The 18,248-nt window shown below is 57.0% G+C and carries 16 protein-coding genes and 2 tRNA genes; 1 reads left to right on the forward strand and 17 read right to left on the reverse strand.

Translation table 11 applies throughout. From position 1 onward, the window contains the following. Window positions 1-8: 8 nt before the first annotated feature. The 9 genes from rimP to rlmE form a co-directional block, all read right to left on the reverse strand. Complete coding sequence (gene rimP / locus AC1MEE_RS21565; RefSeq protein ID WP_480416294.1) at window positions 9-467, reverse strand: ribosome maturation factor RimP; 459 nt, start codon at window positions 465-467, stop codon at window positions 9-11. Window positions 468-597: 130 nt separating this feature from the next. Continuing rightward, a tRNA-Met gene (locus AC1MEE_RS21570) sits at window positions 598-674 on the reverse strand. A 95-nt stretch (window positions 675-769) separates the two neighbouring features. Continuing rightward, window positions 770-855 (reverse strand) — tRNA-Leu (locus tag AC1MEE_RS21575). Window positions 856-899: 44 nt separating this feature from the next. After that, the gene (gene secG / locus AC1MEE_RS21580; RefSeq protein WP_480411578.1) at window positions 900-1,283 is read right to left on the reverse strand and encodes a preprotein translocase subunit SecG; all 384 of its coding nucleotides are present in this window, start codon (window positions 1,281-1,283) and stop codon (window positions 900-902) included. A gap of 4 nt (window positions 1,284-1,287) precedes the next feature. Next, a complete protein-coding gene (gene tpiA / locus AC1MEE_RS21585) occupies window positions 1,288-2,043 on the reverse strand; it encodes a triose-phosphate isomerase (protein WP_480411579.1) in 756 nt (251 codons plus the stop codon). Between the two features lie 66 nt (window positions 2,044-2,109). Continuing rightward, window positions 2,110-3,447 (reverse strand): phosphoglucosamine mutase, encoded by a 1,338-nt coding sequence (gene glmM, locus AC1MEE_RS21590; protein WP_480411580.1) that lies wholly within the window; start codon window positions 3,445-3,447, stop codon window positions 2,110-2,112. Between the two features lie 16 nt (window positions 3,448-3,463). Further along, a complete protein-coding gene (gene folP / locus AC1MEE_RS21595; protein WP_480411581.1) occupies window positions 3,464-4,315 on the reverse strand; it encodes a dihydropteroate synthase in 852 nt (283 codons plus the stop codon). A gap of 8 nt (window positions 4,316-4,323) precedes the next feature. Then, window positions 4,324-6,222, reverse strand: coding sequence for an ATP-dependent zinc metalloprotease FtsH (ftsH, locus tag AC1MEE_RS21600; RefSeq protein ID WP_480411582.1), 1,899 nt, complete (start codon window positions 6,220-6,222; stop codon window positions 4,324-4,326). A gap of 192 nt (window positions 6,223-6,414) precedes the next feature. Beyond that, complete coding sequence (rlmE, locus tag AC1MEE_RS21605) at window positions 6,415-7,065, reverse strand: 23S rRNA (uridine(2552)-2'-O)-methyltransferase RlmE (protein WP_480411583.1); 651 nt, start codon at window positions 7,063-7,065, stop codon at window positions 6,415-6,417. A gap of 104 nt (window positions 7,066-7,169) precedes the next feature. Here rlmE and AC1MEE_RS21610 point away from each other — a divergent pair, with 104 nt between their 5' ends. After that, window positions 7,170-7,481: a YhbY family RNA-binding protein gene (locus AC1MEE_RS21610; RefSeq protein ID WP_480411584.1), complete on the forward strand. Its 312-nt coding sequence runs from the start codon at window positions 7,170-7,172 to the stop codon at window positions 7,479-7,481. A gap of 9 nt (window positions 7,482-7,490) precedes the next feature. Here AC1MEE_RS21610 and AC1MEE_RS21615 read toward each other — a convergent pair whose 3' ends face one another. The 8 genes from AC1MEE_RS21615 to grpE form a co-directional block, all read right to left on the reverse strand. Further along, window positions 7,491-7,895: an MFS transporter gene (locus AC1MEE_RS21615; RefSeq protein ID WP_480416295.1), complete on the reverse strand. Its 405-nt coding sequence runs from the start codon at window positions 7,893-7,895 to the stop codon at window positions 7,491-7,493. Between the two features lie 28 nt (window positions 7,896-7,923). Next, entirely contained in the window at window positions 7,924-8,400 is a 477-nt protein-coding gene (greA, locus tag AC1MEE_RS21620; RefSeq protein WP_480411585.1) for a transcription elongation factor GreA, read from the reverse strand. Further along, the gene (gene carB, locus AC1MEE_RS21625; RefSeq protein WP_480411586.1) at window positions 8,397-11,618 is read right to left on the reverse strand and encodes a carbamoyl-phosphate synthase large subunit; all 3,222 of its coding nucleotides are present in this window, start codon (window positions 11,616-11,618) and stop codon (window positions 8,397-8,399) included. The genes greA and carB overlap by 4 nt, the downstream gene beginning before the upstream one ends. Window positions 11,619-11,753: 135 nt before the next feature. After that, window positions 11,754-12,890, reverse strand: coding sequence for a glutamine-hydrolyzing carbamoyl-phosphate synthase small subunit (gene carA / locus AC1MEE_RS21630; RefSeq protein ID WP_480411587.1), 1,137 nt, complete (start codon window positions 12,888-12,890; stop codon window positions 11,754-11,756). Window positions 12,891-13,167: 277 nt separating this feature from the next. After that, entirely contained in the window at window positions 13,168-13,971 is an 804-nt protein-coding gene (gene dapB, locus AC1MEE_RS21635; RefSeq protein WP_480411588.1) for a 4-hydroxy-tetrahydrodipicolinate reductase, read from the reverse strand. Window positions 13,972-13,995: 24 nt separating this feature from the next. Beyond that, a complete protein-coding gene (dnaJ, locus tag AC1MEE_RS21640) occupies window positions 13,996-15,126 on the reverse strand; it encodes a molecular chaperone DnaJ (RefSeq protein WP_480411589.1) in 1,131 nt (376 codons plus the stop codon). A 341-nt stretch (window positions 15,127-15,467) separates the two neighbouring features. Continuing rightward, window positions 15,468-17,387: a molecular chaperone DnaK gene (dnaK, locus tag AC1MEE_RS21645; RefSeq protein WP_480411590.1), complete on the reverse strand. Its 1,920-nt coding sequence runs from the start codon at window positions 17,385-17,387 to the stop codon at window positions 15,468-15,470. Between the two features lie 103 nt (window positions 17,388-17,490). Further along, window positions 17,491-18,054 (reverse strand): nucleotide exchange factor GrpE, encoded by a 564-nt coding sequence (gene grpE, locus AC1MEE_RS21650; protein ID WP_480411591.1) that lies wholly within the window; start codon window positions 18,052-18,054, stop codon window positions 17,491-17,493. Window positions 18,055-18,248 lie beyond the last annotated feature (194 nt).

The following is an 18,248-nucleotide window of genomic DNA, read 5'->3' on the forward strand; positions in this document are numbered from 1 at the left end:
TCCGCGTCTCAGTCAAAACTGGGAATAATGTTGGCTTTGTCGATCAAGTCGATCGGCAACAAGTATTCGTGATCATCTACCTGCACCACGATATCCTGCTCCTCCACCCCGCGGAGAAGGCCCTGAAAGTTGCGACGACCATCGAAGGGCGAGCGCAGCTTTATTTTCACTTGTTCACCGGCGTGTAAAGCAAACTGTTCAAGAGTGAACAGTGGGCGCTCCATGCCAGGAGAAGAGACTTCAAGGGTGTATTCAACAGCTATCGGATCTTCAACATCCAGAACACCGCTGATTTGACGGCTGACTATGGCGCAGTCATCCACCAAAACGCCGCCTTCTTTATCGATATAAATACGCAACAGTGAATGGCGACCTTGAGCCGAAAACTCAATTCCCCAGCATTCATAGCCAAGGGCCACGACCACCGGGGCCAACAAGGCCTGCAACTGTTCTAGCTTGCTCGACACCTGAACCCCCTCGTGCATGCTATGCAAATAAAAAATGGGCGAAGCGCCCATCCCTGAAAACGCCGTTGAATAGCGGCGTTATAAACTGTCCAGCTAACAAAAAGCCCCTAAAAAGGGGCTCCGCTAAAACTGGTTGCGGGGGCTGGATTTGAACCAACGACCTTCGGGTTATGAGCCCGACGAGCTACCAGACTGCTCCACCCCGCGACAAAGCTGGGGCGGAAGTATACGACCGATCCCTTTCAGGGTCAATCAAACCTCCACCTACAAGAAAGCCCGCTACTGCGGGCTGTCCTGATAATTGGTACCGAGAAGGGGACTCGAACCCCTACACCCTATGGGCACAACCACCTCAAGGTTGCGTGTCTACCAATTCCACCACCTCGGCAATACAACTCTTTAGCGGCTCAACATCAACCGCTCAATCCCGTCTTACTTCTGCTCTGGCGCTTGAGGTACGTCAGCAGGATTAACCGCTGGCTTTTGCGCTTCGAGCACCGGCACATCACTTGCCGCCGGCTTCTGCTGTGGTACTTCCAATGCTGCTGGATTAGGCAAACCTACTTGAGTCAGCTGATGAGCTTTCTCTTTAGCAAAGTAACCTAACCCTAAGCTGGTTATGAAAAAACCTGCGGCAAGTATAGCAGTAAACTTACTAAGAAAGGTAGAGGAACCTTGGCTTCCGAACACAGTATTTGAAGCACCTGCACCGAAAGACGCACCAGCATCCGCACCTTTACCCTGCTGCAGCAATACCAGAGCGACAACGCCCAGAGCGCCCAACAGATGAAAAACGACTACGACTGTTTCCAGCATTTTTTCAGTTTCCCGCGGCACGACAAATCGCACCGAACTCATCTGCATTCAGGGAAGCCCCACCAATGAGCCCCCCATCGATATCCGGCATGCCGAACAGTTCAGCCGCATTGGCCGCCTTCACGCTGCCGCCATAAAGAAGCCGCACACCGCGCGCGACTTCAGCATTCTCTGCCGCCAACTGCGCACGAATGGCTGCGTGCACTTCCTGCGCCTGTTGGGGCGATGCAGTCAACCCGGTACCTATGGCCCAGACTGGCTCGTAAGCGATGACTGCATTTACAAAAGCACCGACGCCCAGCTCTTCGATGATACTGCCAAGCTGACGCCCTACAACCTCAAGCGTCTTGCCTGCTTCGCGCTGCTCCAGGGTTTCCCCTACACACAACACCGGCGTCAAACCGCACGCCTGGGCTGCTGCAAACTTGCGATTAAGGACACCATCACGCTCGCCCATGATCAGGCGACGCTCAGAGTGCCCTACCAGCACCAGGGTACAGCCCGCATCAGCCAGTTGACTCGGTGCAATTTCACCGGTCAGTGCACCTTGCATTGGCTCTACCGCAGAATTCTGCGCACCTACAGCGATTGACTTGCCCTGGAGCCCGTCAACCACTTCATTGATGTACAAGCAAGGCGGAAAAACCGCAACATCAACACCGCCTGGCAAGGCCTGATTACGAAGGCCTTTAATCAGCTCAGCGACGCTGGCGCGGGTACCGTGCATTTTCCAGTTACCAGCTACCATCAGGCGACGCATGCTGTACCTCGTCGATCAAAGTGGGCGCAGATGTTACCCAACCACATCAACACTGGCAAGCCGAAATCAGGCGCAAACTTCAGTAACCAGTTTTGCCAGCTCATCGGCGTAACCGCGAACCAGAACCTCGTCCTCACCTTCGACCATGACGCGAACCAGCGGCTCGGTGCCAGACTTGCGCAGCAGCACGCGACCACGGCCGCCCATAGCGACGGTGACCCGCTCGCAAGCCTCTTTCACAGCAGGATGCTCGACCGGATCAATACCGCCCGCAAAACGCACGTTAACCAGCACCTGAGGACACTTGCGCAATGCTTGCCGCGCCAGAGCCAGGCTTTCGTCACGACGACGCAGCGACAGCAAGACCTGCAGCGCCGCAATAATCGCATCACCGGTAGTCGTGTGCTGGAAGCAAACGAGATGACCTGAACCCTCACCACCGAGCTGCCAATTGCGCTCAAGCAATTCCGCAGTCACGTAGCGATCGCCCACGTTGGCCCGCACGAACGGGATGTTCAAATCAGCGAACGCCAGCTCAACGCCAAGATTGGTCATCAGCGTGCCGACGACACCACCCTGCAACTTGCCTCGCTCCTGCAGATCACGCGCGATGATGAATAACAGCTCATCACCATCGACGATCGCGCCGGTGTGATCGACCATCAGCACCCGATCACCGTCACCATCGAAGCCGATGCCGAGGTCGGCCTGCTCTGCCAGTACCGCAGCCTGCAAGTTACCCATATGGGTCGAACCGCAGTCGTCATTGATGTTCAGGCCGTTGGGTTGAGCCGACAGCACCGTCACCTGCGCACCCAACTCACGAAAAACATTGGGGGCGACTTTGTACGTGGCGCCATGAGCACAATCAATGACCAGCCTCAAGCCGGCGAAGTCAGTACTGGTCGGAACACTGCTTTTACAGAATTCGATGTAACGCCCGGCAGCGTCGTTGATACGCGACACCTTTCCGAGCTTCTCGGACTCGACCACCGTCATCGGCGCATCGAGCAGCTCTTCGATCATCTTCTCCACTTCATCAGGCAGCTTGGTGCCCTGACCGGAGAAAAACTTGATGCCGTTGTCATGATGAGGATTGTGCGAAGCACTGATCACAATGCCGGCTTCGGCATGGAAGGTCCGCGTCAGATAGGCGATGGCCGGGGTAGGCATCGGCCCCAACAGCATGACGTCAGCGCCCGCCGCCGAAAGGCCGGCTTCCAGAGCCGACTCGAACATGTAGCCAGAGATCCGCGTGTCTTTACCGACCAATACCCGACAAGCACCCAGACGACGGAAAGCCATCCCGGCTGCCCAGCCGAGCTTGAGCATGAAATCCGGGGTGATCGGGAATTGGCCGACCCGACCACGAATACCGTCGGTACCAAAATATTTTCTAGTCATGGATGCTCCATCATTCTTATTCAGCCGACTCGACAGCGGCGATCATTCGCACCACGTCGACAGTTTCGGCAACATCATGAACACGCAGAATTCGTGCGCCCTTGATTACGGCCATGGCCGCCAGAGCCAGACCACCAGAAAGCCTCTCGGCAACCGGACGCGCAAGTACCTGACCAATCATGCTCTTGCGCGAGACACCCACCAACAACGGCCTGCCAAGCGCATGCAAGGCCTCCATGTGCTTGAACAGGCTCAGGTTATGCTGAAGGTTTTTAGCAAACCCAAATCCAGGGTCCAGAACGATACGCTCTCGAGGTATACCGGCCGCCGCGCACTGTTCCATACGCTCAAGCAAAAACGCGCCGACCTCACCCACCAGATCCTGATACTGCGGATTGTCCTGCATATCGCCCGGTTCGCCACGCATGTGCATTAGACACACCGGCAAACCCGTAGCTGCCGCGGCGTCCAGGGCACCCTCACGGCGCAGCGAGCGCACATCATTGATAAGACCAGCCCCCAGGCGCGCCGCCTCACGAATAACCGCTGGCGTAGAGGTATCAACCGAGATGATGACATCCAGTTCCCGGTTCAACGCCTCGACAATGGGGGCCACACGCTCCAGCTCTTCAATAGGAGAAACCACGCGCGCGCCGGGCCGGGTGGACTCGCCGCCGACGTCGATCAATGTCGCGCCTGCGGCCACCATCGCCTCGGCGTGACGCAATGCTGCGTCACGCTGGCTGAAACGACCGCCATCAGAGAAGGAGTCTGGCGTGATATTCAGAATGCCCATGACGTGCGTATGGGCCAAATCAAGAACCCGGTTGCCGCAAGGCAACCGGGTTGGGCACAGCGGAGAAGTCATGTCAGGCCTTAGTGTTCAGCAGCTGGACCGCCGATAGGGGTTTCTGGACGTGGGTCCAGAGGTGCAACCGGAGTGCCGGAACCACCTGCCCAATCACGCGGCTCGCGAGGAGCGCGACCAGCCATGATGTCATCGATCTGTTCAGCATCGATGGTTTCATACTTCATCAGAGCATCTGCCATGGCATCAAGCTTGTCACGGTTGTCCGTCAGGATCTGTTTGGCCGTGCCGTAGCACTGGTCAATGATGCTGCGAACTTCCGAATCGATAAGCCTTGCCGTTTCAGCAGACACACTGGAATGCTGACTACCGCCGCGACCGAGGAACATTTCACCTTCATCTTCGGCATACATCAGCGGACCGAGCTTCTCCGACAACCCCCACTTGGTCACCATGTTCCGGGCAATTTGACTTGCACGCATGATGTCGTTGGAGGCGCCAGTGGTCACACCGTCGAAGCCAAGGGTCATCTCTTCGGCGATCCGGCCGCCGTACAGCGAGCAGATCTGGCTGATCAAGGCGCGCTTGGACAGGCTGTAACGATCTTCTTCAGGCAGGAACATGGTCACACCCAGCGCACGACCGCGCGGGATGATCGACACCTTGTACACCGGGTCGTGCTCAGGCACTACCCGACCCACGATGGCGTGACCCGCTTCGTGATAAGCCGTGTTCTGCTTCTCTTTCTCGGACATGACCATGGATTTGCGCTCAGCGCCCATCATGATCTTGTCTTTGGCCAGCTCGAACTCTTTCATCTCGACGATGCGTTTACCCGTGCGAGCAGCGAACAGAGAAGCCTCGTTGACCAGGTTAGCCAGGTCAGCACCGGAGAAGCCCGGCGTACCACGAGCGATCACGCCCGGGTTGACGTCTTCGCCCATCGGCACTTTGCGCATATGGACTTTGAGAATCTGCTCACGACCACGAATATCCGGCAGGCCGACCACAACCTGACGGTCGAAACGGCCCGGACGCAGCAGCGCAGGGTCGAGTACGTCTGGACGGTTGGTGGCCGCAATGACGATGATACCGTCATTCACTTCGAAGCCATCCATCTCGACCAGCAACTGGTTGAGAGTCTGTTCACGCTCGTCGTGACCACCCCCCATGCCAGCACCACGATGGCGACCGACGGCATCGATTTCGTCGATGAATATGATGCAAGGTGCGTGTTTCTTGGCTTGTTCGAACATGTCACGGACGCGGCTAGCACCGACACCCACGAACATTTCAACGAAGTCGGAACCGGAAATCGTAAAGAACGGTACCTTGGCTTCACCCGCAATGGCCTTGGCCAGCAGGGTTTTACCGGTACCTGGCGGGCCCACCATCAGCACGCCGCGCGGGATTCGCCCACCCAGACGCTGAAACTTGCCCGGATCGCGGAGGAACTCGACGAGCTCACCCACCTCTTCCTTGGCTTCATCACAACCGGCGACGTCGCCCAGCGTAGTCTTGACCTGGTCCTCGGACAGCAGCCGCGCCTTGCTCTTGCCAAAGCTCATCGGCCCACCTTTACCACCGGCACCGCCTTGCATCTGGCGCATGAAGAACATGAAGACAGCGATGATCACCAGAATCGGGAAGCTTGCGACCAGCAGCTGAGTCCAGATGCTCTGCTGCTCTGGTTGCTTGCCTTCGATGACCACATGGTTGTCGACCAGGTCGCCGATCAGGCCATTATCCTGAATCGCCGGACGAATGGTCTTGAAGGTGTCGCCATCGGCGCGCTTGCCGGTGATGACATAGCCGTCGACGGCAACCTTCTCGACCTTGCCATCCTTAACCTGCTGGATGAACTCGGAATAGTTGAGGGTTTGCGGCTCGTTTGGGCTGGAGAAGTTGTTCATCACTGTCACCAGGACAGCGGCGATGATCAACCACAGGATCAAATTCTTTGCCATATCGTTCAATTAGCTACCCTCTGAAGCAAGCTCCACGCAGGAGCGTGCCTCGCATGATATTCACCGGCCTAAACTACTACATAACCTACAGGTGTGGCAGGTGCCGTCTGTAACCCTTTGTGAAACCTTAACTACATAATGTTCGTTTATGCTTCGTTGGCAAGACTATTTAAAAAAACCTATCGACTCGCATCAAAGCCGCTCGTCGCTTTCAGAGCCTGCAATCCCGCGAAAACCGCGACCCAGCAGATACTGCTCACGGGACCGATCACGAGAAGCCGAAGGCTTGCGCATCTGCACCTTGTCGAACAGCTTGCGGATGTCCTTGTGGAACACGTCGAAACCTTCGCCCTGGAAGACCTTGATCAGAAAATCGCCACCCGGGCGTAAAACCCGTCCAGCCAGATCAAGAGCCAACTCACAGAGGAACATGGCGCGTGGCATATCCACTGCTGCCAGACCACTCATATTGGGGGCCATATCGGAAATCACAAGGTCTACTTGAGTATTACCGACAGCCTCAAGGATTTGTGTCAGCACCGCATCCTGGGTGAAGTCGCCCTGAATGAAGGTCACGTCGGGGATACTGTCCATTTCCAGGATGTCGGAAGCGATCAGACGCCCCTGCCCACCAATCAGACGGCTGGTGACCTGTGACCACCCGCCCGGCGCTGCGCCAAGGTCGATCACGGTCATGCCAGGGCGGATTAATTTGTCCTTTTCCTGGATCTCCAGCAGCTTGTAGCTGGCTCGCGAACGATACCCATCTTTCTGCGCCATTTTGACGTAGGGGTCGTCGAAGTGTTCTCTCAACCAGTTATGGCTTGTTTTGGAACGGGCCACAGGGCACCTCAAAAATAAACGAGTCGTGATTAACTGGGCGGTCCCGGACTCGCTCGGGTAAACTGGCCGCCGCTTTTTACAAGATCAGACGCAGGGGTCAGATTATGCCGCTCACTCAGGAGCAGAAGAAACAGTACAAATCTATTGGCCACCATCTGAAACCGGTATTGATTGTGGCTGACAATGGTTTGACTGAAGGTGTGTTAGCCGAATTTGAACGCGCATTGAGCGATCACGAGCTGATTAAAATCAAACTCAACATCCTCGACCGCGAAAGCCGCTTAGGGGCCATTGCAGAACTGTGCAAGGCCGGCAAAGCGGATTTGGTGCAAGTCATCGGCAAAATGGCGTTGATCTACCGCAAAAATGCCAAGGTAAACAAGCTACTGTCCAACGTACACCGCGCTGTCGTATAAAAAAATCGGTCAGGGGCGCGCATCGCGCGCCCTGCCGCTTCCACCCGGCACAGGCTGGATGACCAGCAGAAGCCCGGACAACGCCAACACCAGATAACTCAACAACTGCCAGCGCATTGCACCCGGTAGCCAGCGATACAGCACGTAATGGCTCGCTGAAGCCAGCATCGCTATCAATAGCAATTGCCCACGCAAATCAAGCCAAAGACTCGACAGACGCTCGACCTGTACCAGGACCACCATCTGCAAAGCTACGCAGAACGCCGCAAATCCCACCAGCAACGCCCCCGACAGACTGGCAACTTCATCGATCAGCAATGGCGCCAGCCCCGTTTGTTCGAGCACCGTCAACATTGCCAGATGCAGCAATACCAGACCGCCCACCCAAAGCGTTTGAGCGATCTGCCAGATAATGGCGCCCGCACGAAACGGGCGACGCTTGTTAAAGGTGGCTGACTTCGACAATCTCGTACTCGATCACGCCACCTGGCGTTTTGACGGTAACCACATCACCTTCTTCCTTGGCAATCAAGGCGCGAGCGATGGGTGAGCCGACCGAAAGCTTGCCCTGCTTGATATCAGCTTCGTCTTCACCAACGATCTGATACTTCACGCGCTCATCGGTTTCGACGTTAGCAATCTCGACAGTCGTGCCGAAAATCACTTTGCCTGTATGCGCAATCGTCTTGACGTCGATGACCACTGCGTTCTGCAGTCGGCCCTCGATATCACGAACGCGCGCTTCCACCATGCCCTGCTGCTCACGAGCGGCATGGTACTCAGCGTTTTCCTTGAGGTCACCCAGCTCACGTGCAGTGCCGATGTCCTGGCTGAGCTTGGGACGAATCACCTTTGTCAGGTGGGTCAGTTCTTCTTCCAGGGCGCGAGCGCCCTGAACGGTCATTGGATATTTGATCATACCTTCAATCCTGCATGTAGATCCTGCAAGCGACGCACAGTCTTCTCTGGACCGAACTTGAGCGCTTCACAGATGGCCTCGCCCGCAGCGATGGTGGTCGTGCAGTAAATTTTGTGCTGCAAGGCATTACGACGAATAGAGTAGGAGTCAGCGATCGACTGACGACCTTCCGTGGTGTTGATGATCAGCGTGACTTCGTCATTCTTGATCATGTCGACGACGTGCGGACGACCTTCCGTCACCTTGTTCACGCGGCGCACTTTCAGGCCCGCAGCTTCAATCAGCTTGGCGGTACCTGCTGTCGCAACGATTTCGAAACCGAGGTTGATCAGGTCACGCGCGACCCCCGCTACCAGCGGCTTGTCATCGTCACGCACGCTGATGAACGCGGTACCGCCGGTCGGCAGCAGCTCGCTGGCACCCATCTGGGCCTTGGCGAACGCCTCACCGAAGGTATCGCCTACGCCCATCACTTCGCCGGTCGACTTCATCTCTGGGCCGAGGATCGGGTCAACGCCAGGGAACTTGGCGAACGGGAACACCGCTTCTTTCACGCTGTAGAAGTTCGGAATGATTTCTTTGGTGAAACCAATTTCCTTCAGGGTTTTACCGGCCATGACGCGCGCCGCGATCATCGCCAGGGAAACACCGATGCACTTCGACACGAACGGCACGGTACGCGAGGCGCGCGGATTGACTTCGATGACGTAGATGTCTTCGCCTTGCAGCGCCAACTGTACGTTCATCAAACCGACCACGCCCAATTCCAGGGCCATTTTCTTGACCTGCTCACGCATCTCGTCCTGGATATGCGCAGGCAGCGAGTACGGCGGCAGCGAGCATGCGGAGTCACCGGAGTGAACGCCCGCTTGTTCGATGTGCTGCATGATCGCGCCGATCACAACGTCGGTACCGTCGCAAACCGCATCGACATCCATCTCGATGGCGCAATTGAGGAAGTGGTCCAGCAGCACAGGGCTGTCGTTGGACACTTGCACCGCATCACGCAAGTAACGCTTCAGCTCTTCTTCTTCGTAAACGATTTCCATCGCCCGACCGCCCAACACGTAGGACGGACGCACCACCAGCGGATAACCAATCTTGCCAGCCGCACGAATCGCTTCGTCTTCACTGCGCACAGTAGCGTTAGGTGGCTGACGCAGATTCAGGCGCTCGACCATTTGCTGGAAACGCTCACGGTCTTCGGCACGGTCGATGGCATCAGGGCTGGTACCGATGATTGGTACGCCAGCTTCTTCCAGGGCACGCGCCAGTTTCAGAGGAGTCTGGCCGCCGTACTGGACGATCACGCCTTTAGGCTTCTCGACGCGGACGATTTCCAGCACGTCTTCCAGGGTCACCGGTTCGAAGTACAGGCGATCCGAGGTGTCAAAATCGGTGGATACGGTTTCCGGGTTGCAGTTGACCATGATGGTCTCGTACCCGTCTTCGCGCAGCGCCAGCGCGGCGTGTACACAGCAGTAGTCGAACTCGATACCCTGGCCGATGCGGTTTGGACCGCCGCCCAGAATCATGATCTTGTCGCGCGTCGAAGGGTTGGCCTCGCACTCTTCCTCGTAGGTCGAGTACAGATAGGCAGTGTCAGTGGCGAACTCGGCCGCGCAGGTATCGACGCGCTTGTAGACCGGGAAGATCTCAAGCTTGTGACGATGGCGACGCAAGCTTTTCTCGGTGACGCCCAGCAGTTTGGCCAGACGCGCATCGGAGAACCCTTTGCGCTTGAGGCGGAACATCAGGTCACGGTCGATAGTGGCCAGACCCAGGGTCTTGATCTTCTCTTCTTCCTTGATCAGATCTTCGATCTGCACCAGGAACCAAGGGTCGATCATGTTCATGCTGAAGATTTCTTCAACCGACATGCCGGCACGGAAGGCGTCTGCCACGTACCAGATGCGCTCTGCACCCGGTACGGTCAGTTCGCGCTTGAGCACGCTCATGCTTTCCGGATTGCTCAGGTCGAGCTTGGGGTCCAGACCGCTGACACCCACTTCCAGGCCGCGCAGGGCTTTCTGCAGGGATTCCTGAAAAGTACGACCGATGGCCATGACTTCGCCGACCGACTTCATCTGCGTGGTCAGGCGTGCGTCAGCCTTGGGGAATTTTTCGAAGGCGAAACGTGGCAGCTTGGTGACCACGTAATCGATCGAAGGTTCGAAGGACGCTGGAGTCTTGCCACCAGTGATTTCGTTCTGCAATTCGTCGAGGGTGTAACCGATCGCCAGCTTGGCGGCCACGCGAGCAATCGGGAAGCCAGTGGCTTTCGAGGCCAGCGCCGAGGACCGGGAAACCCGCGGGTTCATCTCGATCACGACCATACGGCCGGTGTCAGGGCAGATGCCGAACTGCACGTTGGAGCCGCCGGTTTCAACGCCGATCTCACGCAGTACCGCCAGCGAGGCGTTACGCATGATCTGGTATTCCTTGTCGGTCAGCGTTTGCGCTGGCGCAACAGTGATCGAGTCGCCGGTGTGCACGCCCATCGGGTCAAAGTTTTCGATGGAGCAGACGATGATGCAGTTGTCCTTTTTGTCGCGGACCACTTCCATCTCGTACTCTTTCCAGCCGATCAGCGATTCGTCGATCAGCAGCTCTTTGGTCGGTGACAGATCCAGACCACGGGTGCAGATTTCTTCGAATTCTTCACGGTTGTAGGCGATACCACCGCCCGTGCCGCCCATGGTGAAGGACGGACGAATGATGCATGGGAAGCCCAGTTTTTCCAGGACGGTGTTCGCCTCTTCCATGGAGTGGGCGATACCCGAACGCGGGCAATCCAGGCCGATGGACTTCATCGCCTTGTCGAAGCGCGAACGGTCTTCAGCCTTGTCGATGGTGTCGGCATTGGCACCGATCATTTCGACGCCGAACTTCTCCAGAACGCCTTCGCGCTCCAGGTCCAGCGCACAGTTCAGGGCGGTTTGGCCACCCATGGTCGGCAACAGAGCGTCTGGACGCTCCTTCTCGATGATCTTGGCAACGGTCTGCCATTTGATCGGTTCGATGTAGGTCGCATCAGCCATCGACGGGTCGGTCATGATGGTGGCCGGGTTGGAGTTCACCAGGATGACGCGGTAACCCTCTTCACGCAGGGCTTTACAGGCCTGGGCGCCGGAGTAGTCGAATTCACAGGCCTGGCCGATCACGATGGGGCCGGCGCCGAGAATCAGGATGCTTTTAATATCTGTACGTTTTGGCATGGGTTGTCACTCAAATCCGCAGGTCAGTCGGCAAGCCGTCTTGAACATTTCTCTGAGAGGGTTGAGCGGATCAGCCGGACAGTCTGTCGTCCGGGCCCTGCTCAACCCCTGCTCGCTACATTCTCAAGGCGACGCTCAGCGACGCTTGGCCATGGCTTCGATAAAGCGATTGAACAAGGGAGCCACGTCAGTCGGGCCCGGGCTCGCTTCAGGGTGACCCTGGAAGCTGAACGCGCTCTTGTCGGTGCGCTCGATGCCTTGCAAGCTGCCGTCGAACAGCGATTTTTGAGTCGCCCGGACGTTGGCTGGCAGCGTGGTTTCGTCCACCGCAAAACCGTGGTTCTGGCTGGTAATCATTACCACACCCGTGTCCAGATCCTGGACCGGATGGTTCGCGCCGTGGTGGCCGTGGCCCATTTTCAGGGTCTTGGCGCCGGAGGCGAGTGCCAACAGTTGGTGGCCCAGGCAGATACCGAAAATCGGCGTCTCGGTTTCCAGTACGTCCTGAATCGCCTTGATCGCGTAGTCGCACGGCTCTGGATCGCCAGGGCCGTTGGACAGGAACACACCGTCCGGCTTGAGCGCGAGCACGTCGGCTGCCGAGGTTTGAGCCGGAACCACGGTCACGCGGCAACCGCGATCCACCAACATGCGCAGGATGTTCAGCTTGACGCCGTAATCGTAGGCCACGACGTGGTAAGGCAGATCGGCGGCAGCGACGTCAGGATGGCTGTCAGTGGCCAGGCTCCAGACGCCCGAGCGCCATTCGTAGCTTTCGGTGGTACTGACGACTTTCGCCAGATCCATGCCCTTCAGACCAGGGAAGCCGCGTGCAGCAGCAATCGCAGCTTCTTCGGAAATGTTATCGCCGGCCATGATGCAGCCGTTTTGCGAGCCTTTCTCACGCAGAATGCGGGTCAGGCGACGAGTGTCGATACCAGCAATGGCGACGACGTTGTTGGCCTTCAAGTAGTCCGCGAGGGACATTTTGTTGCGCCAGTTGCTCGCGACCAGCGGCAAGTCACGAATGACCAGGCCTGCTGACCAGACGCGATTGGACTCGGCGTCTTCCGGTGTCGTACCGGTGTTGCCGATGTGCGGGTACGTCAGGGTAACGATCTGTTGGGCATAGGAAGGATCGGTAAGGATTTCCTGATAGCCGGTCATTGCGGTGTTAAACACCACCTCACCAACGGTTTGACCGTCGGCTCCAATGGCTTCGCCGCGAAAAATGCTGCCATCAGCAAGGGCGAGTATGGCTGGCTTAGTCAAGAAGACCTCCCGTAAATAAAGCCTGAAAGGGCGTTCGCAGGCTGCAAAAAAGCGGAATGACGTAGACACGTCACCCCGCTTCTTTTCGAATTATCTGCGCGCTTTTAGTGGACACACTAAAGCTGTAGCTTACAGAAAAGGGGTCTTTTGGTCTACCGCCAATGAGCCTAAAAGGCAGGGGAATGCGACGGAACATCGCTTGGCGGGTTGAAACAGGGTCGAAGCCCATGCGAAACATGAACTCCAACCCCCTGTATTGCAGTGCACGATCAGGCGATCAATGCAGATCCAGCACGTCTTGCATATCGTACAGGCCTGGCGCCTGACCATCGAGCCACAATGCAGCCCGGACAGCGCCTTTGGCGAAAGTCATGCGACTGGACGCCTTGTGCGTGATTTCCACGCGCTCACCATCAGCAGCGAACAACACGGTGTGATCGCCGACGACATCGCCCCCACGAATGGTCGCAAAACCAATGCTCTGACGATCACGCGCACCGGTCTGGCCTTCACGTCCATAAACCGCAACCTTCTCCAGATCGCGATCCAATGCCTTGGCCACCACTTCACCCATACGCAGCGCAGTACCGGACGGCGCGTCGACCTTGTGCCGATGGTGAGCCTCGATGATTTCGATATCGACGTCATCACCCAGCACGCGAGCAGCGGTATCCAGCAATTTCAGGCACAGATTGACGCCGATGCTGAAGTTGGCCGCGAACACGATCGGGATGTCTTTCGCCGCCTCGACCAGACGCTGCTTCTCCTCAGCCGTAAAGCCCGTGGTACCGATGACCATGGCCTTGCCCGCCTTGCGGCAGAACGCCAGGTTCTTCAGAGTCACCGACGGATGAGTGAAGTCGATCAGCACGTCGAACTCGTCAGCCACTCTGGCCAGATCGCCCGACAGCGGAACGCCGATCCGACCCAGCCCAGCGAGCTCACCGGCATCCGCTCCGACCAACGAACTGTCCGGACGATGGACCGCCGCGGTCAACCCCGCGCCCTGCGCTTGCTGGACCGCCTCGATCAGGGTTTTACCCATGCGCCCAGCGGCACCCATTACTGCAATACGTCGCATGTCTTGCTCCTGACTAGATAGCCCTTACAGATCGCCGAAAAAACGCTTCACACCCTCGAACCAACCGCTGGCCTTAGGCGAATGCGAGCTGTCGCCTTCGAGCGAAGCACGGAACTCTTCGAGCAATTCACGCTGACGGCGCCCCAGATTGACCGGGGTTTCGACGGCAACGCGGCACATCAAGTCGCCCGCACCCCCACCGCGTACCGGCGCCACACCCTTGCCACGCAGACGGAACTGCTTGCCGGTCTGAGTACCTTCGGGGATTTTCAGTTTGACCCGACCATCAAGCGTCGGCACTTCCAGTTCGCCACCCAGCGCCGCATCAGCGAAGCTGATCGGTACTTCGCAGTACAAATGCTTGCCGTCACGCTGGAAAATCGCATGTTCACGAACGTTGATTACCACATACAGATCGCCAGTCGGGCCGCCCTGCGTGCCCGCCTCACCTTCGCCGGAAAGACGAATGCGATCACCGGTATCGACACCCGCCGGCACTTTCACCGAAAGGGTCTTGTACTCTTCGACCCGGCCTTCGCCGTTGCACGAATCGCAAGGGTCGGAAATGATCTTGCCGTGCCCATGGCAACGCGGGCAGGTTTGCTGCACCGAGAAGAAGCCTTGCTGCATGCGCACTTGACCAATGCCACCGCAGGTTGGACAGGTGATCGGCGACGAGCCTTTCTTCGCGCCGGAACCATCGCAGGGCTTGCAGTTGACCAGTGTCGGTACGCGAATACTGACGGTGGTACCGCGCACAGCCTCCTCGAGATTCAACTCCAGGGTGTAACGCAAGTCGCTGCCGCGCTGGGCGCCACCACGGGAACCGCCACGACCGCCACCAAAGAAATCACTGAACACATCGCCGAAGATATCAGAGAAGTTCGCGCCTCCAGCACCAAAACCGGCACCGCCGCCGCCCATGCTTGGGTCGACACCGGCATGACCGTACTGATCGTAGGCCGCACGCTTGCTGGCATCGGAAAGCACTTCATAGGCCTCGTTGGCCTCTTTGAACATGTCTTCTGACTTTTTGTCGTCGGGGTTGCGATCCGGGTGATGCTTCATCGCGAGACGGCGATAAGCCTTCTTCAGGTCCGATTCGCTGGAGCCGCGCTCCACACCCAATATCTCGTAATAATCACGCTTTGCCATAAGTCTTCTGCACTCTTGAGGACGTCCGGCAAAACCCTCCTGAGCTTTGCCAAACTCGTTGAGCCCGATACAGGCCCGGACCCAACTCACGTCGATTCAACGGTCCTGGTCTTGGTTCAACGGTCAGTCTGCTGACCGAAGGCTTTTCACCTTAGGAGCAACAGCAAAACAAGGCGGATGCAGGAGCATTCCGACTTTGCCGCATGGCTTCCGGGCCTAAACCCGCAAGCTTGAAAATTCGTCTATTCCAGACACGCCAACGCGGGAGCAAGCTCCCGCGCGGCGACATCCTACCAGCCACCGCTTGAATGCAGTCAACCGGCTTACAAGCGGGCTTGCGCTTACTTGTGTTCTTTCACTTCCTCGAACTCTGCATCGACGACGTCGTCGGCTTTTGCAGGCTCTTCAGCATGATGTTCGCCCGCGCCTTGTGGCTTCTCGGCTTGCTCGGCGTACATTTTCTGAGCAACAGGTGCGGACACCTTGGACAGCTCTTCAACCTTGGCGTCGATGGCCGCTTTGTCGTCGCCTTTGATGGCTGCTTCCAGAGCAGTCAGCGCAGCTTCGATAGCGGTTTTTTCTTCCGCAGTCACTTTGTCGGCAGCATCGCTGATCATTTTGCGAGTCGAGTGGACCAACGCATCACCCTGGTTGCGGGCTGCGGCCAGCTCTGCGAACTTGTTATCTTCTTCGGCGTGAGCTTCAGCATCACGTACCATCTGCTGAATTTCTTCCTCAGACAGACCGGAGTTGGCCTTGATCACGATCGACTGGGTTTTGCCAGTCGCTTTGTCTTTGGCGCCTACGTGCAGGATGCCGTTGGCATCGATGTCGAAGGTCACTTCGATCTGTGGCACACCGCGTGGTGCTGGCGGAATCTCGGCCAGATCGAACTTGCCCAGCGACTTGTTCTGAGTCGCTTGCTTACGCTCGCCTTGCAGCACGTGGATGGTTACTGCGCCCTGGTTGTCATCGGCAGTCGAGAACACTTGCGATTTCTTGGTAGGAATCGTGGTGTTTTTCTCGATCAGCGCAGTCATCACGCCGCCCATGGTTTCGATACCCAGAGTCAGCGGGCTGACGTCCAGCAGCAGCACGTCTTTCACGTCGCCAGCCAATACCGCGCCCTGGATGGCAGCACCCATGGCAACCGCTTCATCCGGGTTGACGTCTTTACGCGCTTCTTTACCGAAGAATTCGGTAACCAGCTTCTGTACCAACGGCATACGGGTCTGACCACCGACCAGGATCACGTCGTTGATCGCGCCGATTTCAATACCAGAGTCTTTCAGCGCAATGCGGCAAGGCTCGATGGTGCGTTGAACCAGGTCTTCAACCAGCGATTCCAGCTTGGCGCGAGAGATCTTCACGTTCAAGTGCTTGGGACCGGTCGCATCTGCAGTGATGTACGGCAGGTTGACATCGGTCTGCAGGCTGGAGGACAGCTCGATCTTGGCTTTTTCAGCAGCTTCTTTCAGGCGCTGCATTGCCAGCGGGTCACCCTTAAGGTTCATGCCGCTTTCTTTCTTGAATTCGTCAACAAGGTAGTCGATCAAGCGAATGTCGAAGTCTTCACCACCGAGGAACGTGTCGCCGTTGGTAGCCAGCACTTCGAACTGGTGCTCGCCGTCGATTTCAGCGATTTCGATGACCGAAACGTCGAAAGTACCGCCGCCCAAGTCATAAACGATCACAGTGTGATCGCCCTTGGCTTTGTCCATACCGTAAGCCAGAGCGGCTGCGGTCGGTTCGTTGATGATGCGCTTGACGTCCAGACCGGCGATACGACCAGCATCTTTGGTGGCTTGACGCTGGCTGTCGTTGAAGTAGGCCGGAACGGTGATCACCGCTTCAGTCACAGTCTCGCCGAGGTAGTCTTCGGCGGTCTTCTTCATTTTTTTCAGGATTTCTGCCGAAATCTGAGGCGGAGACATTTTCTTGCCGTTGACTTCAACCCATGCATCGCCGTTGTCAGCCTTGACGATCTTGTAAGGGACCATCTGGATGTCTTTCTGAACGACTTCTTCTTCGAAGCGGCGACCGATCAAACGCTTCACCGCGTACAGGGTGTGGTGCGGATTGGTCACTGCCTGGCGCTTGGCGGATTGACCCACCAGAGTTTCACCATCGTTGGCATAAGCGATGATCGACGGCGTGGTGCGCGCGCCTTCAGCGTTTTCAATAACTTTTACTTTGCCGTTTTCCATAATCGAGACGCAGGAGTTGGTGGTCCCCAGGTCGATACCGATAATTCTGCCCATGTTAACTCTCTCCCGAAACTTGGATTTGGTTGCCGCAACTGCGTTTACAAATTGCGGTAGCACTTAAACGCATGACTTCTAAATGGGGGCCTGATGGCTGATTTCAAGCCTGCTCATCAATCGATGGTCTTACAGGCGCAACAGCCTTGCTGACCACGACCATCGCCGGACGCAACAGGCGGCCATTGAGCTGATAACCTTTCTGGAACACCTTGAGCACGCTGTTCGGCTCGACGTCGGCGCTCTCTTGCATGGCCATCGCCTGGTGATGCTCGGCGTTGAAGGGTTCGCCATGTGGATCGATCGCTTCCAGCTGATAACGCTTCAGAGTGTCCTGAAACATTTTCAGGGTCAGCTCGATGCCTTCGCGCATAGGACGGATGCTTTCATCGTCCGGATTGGACAACTCCAGGCCACGTTCCAGGCTGTCGATGATCGGCAGCAGGTCGCCGGCGAATTTTTCCAGAGCGAATTTGTGGGCTTTTTCTACATCCTGCTCGGCACGGCGGCGGACATTCTGTAGATCCGCAGCAACTCGCAGGGACTGGTCCTGGGCGGCAGCCAATTGCTCTTCAAGCACTTGCACACGCGCCAACATGTCATCACCCGAAACCGCTTCAGCGGTCTGATCCTGAGTCTGCGTATCCAGATTCTGTTCGTCAGCCATAGATTTCTCCTTTCAATAACGTCCGCGAGCTCAACTCGCGCTTCTGTCCCGCTATATGGGGTCTTAATTTTCAGCTTCAAGGGCAGAAAGAAGCACAACTGCGTTGAGTCTGACCAATAACCGATCTCGCATTCAGCCCGTGGTGCACGGGGATAAATCACTCAGAGGACTAAAAAAGCAGGCGATCAACCAAA

The organism is Pseudomonas sp. ASL3 (genome assembly GCF_056680425.1).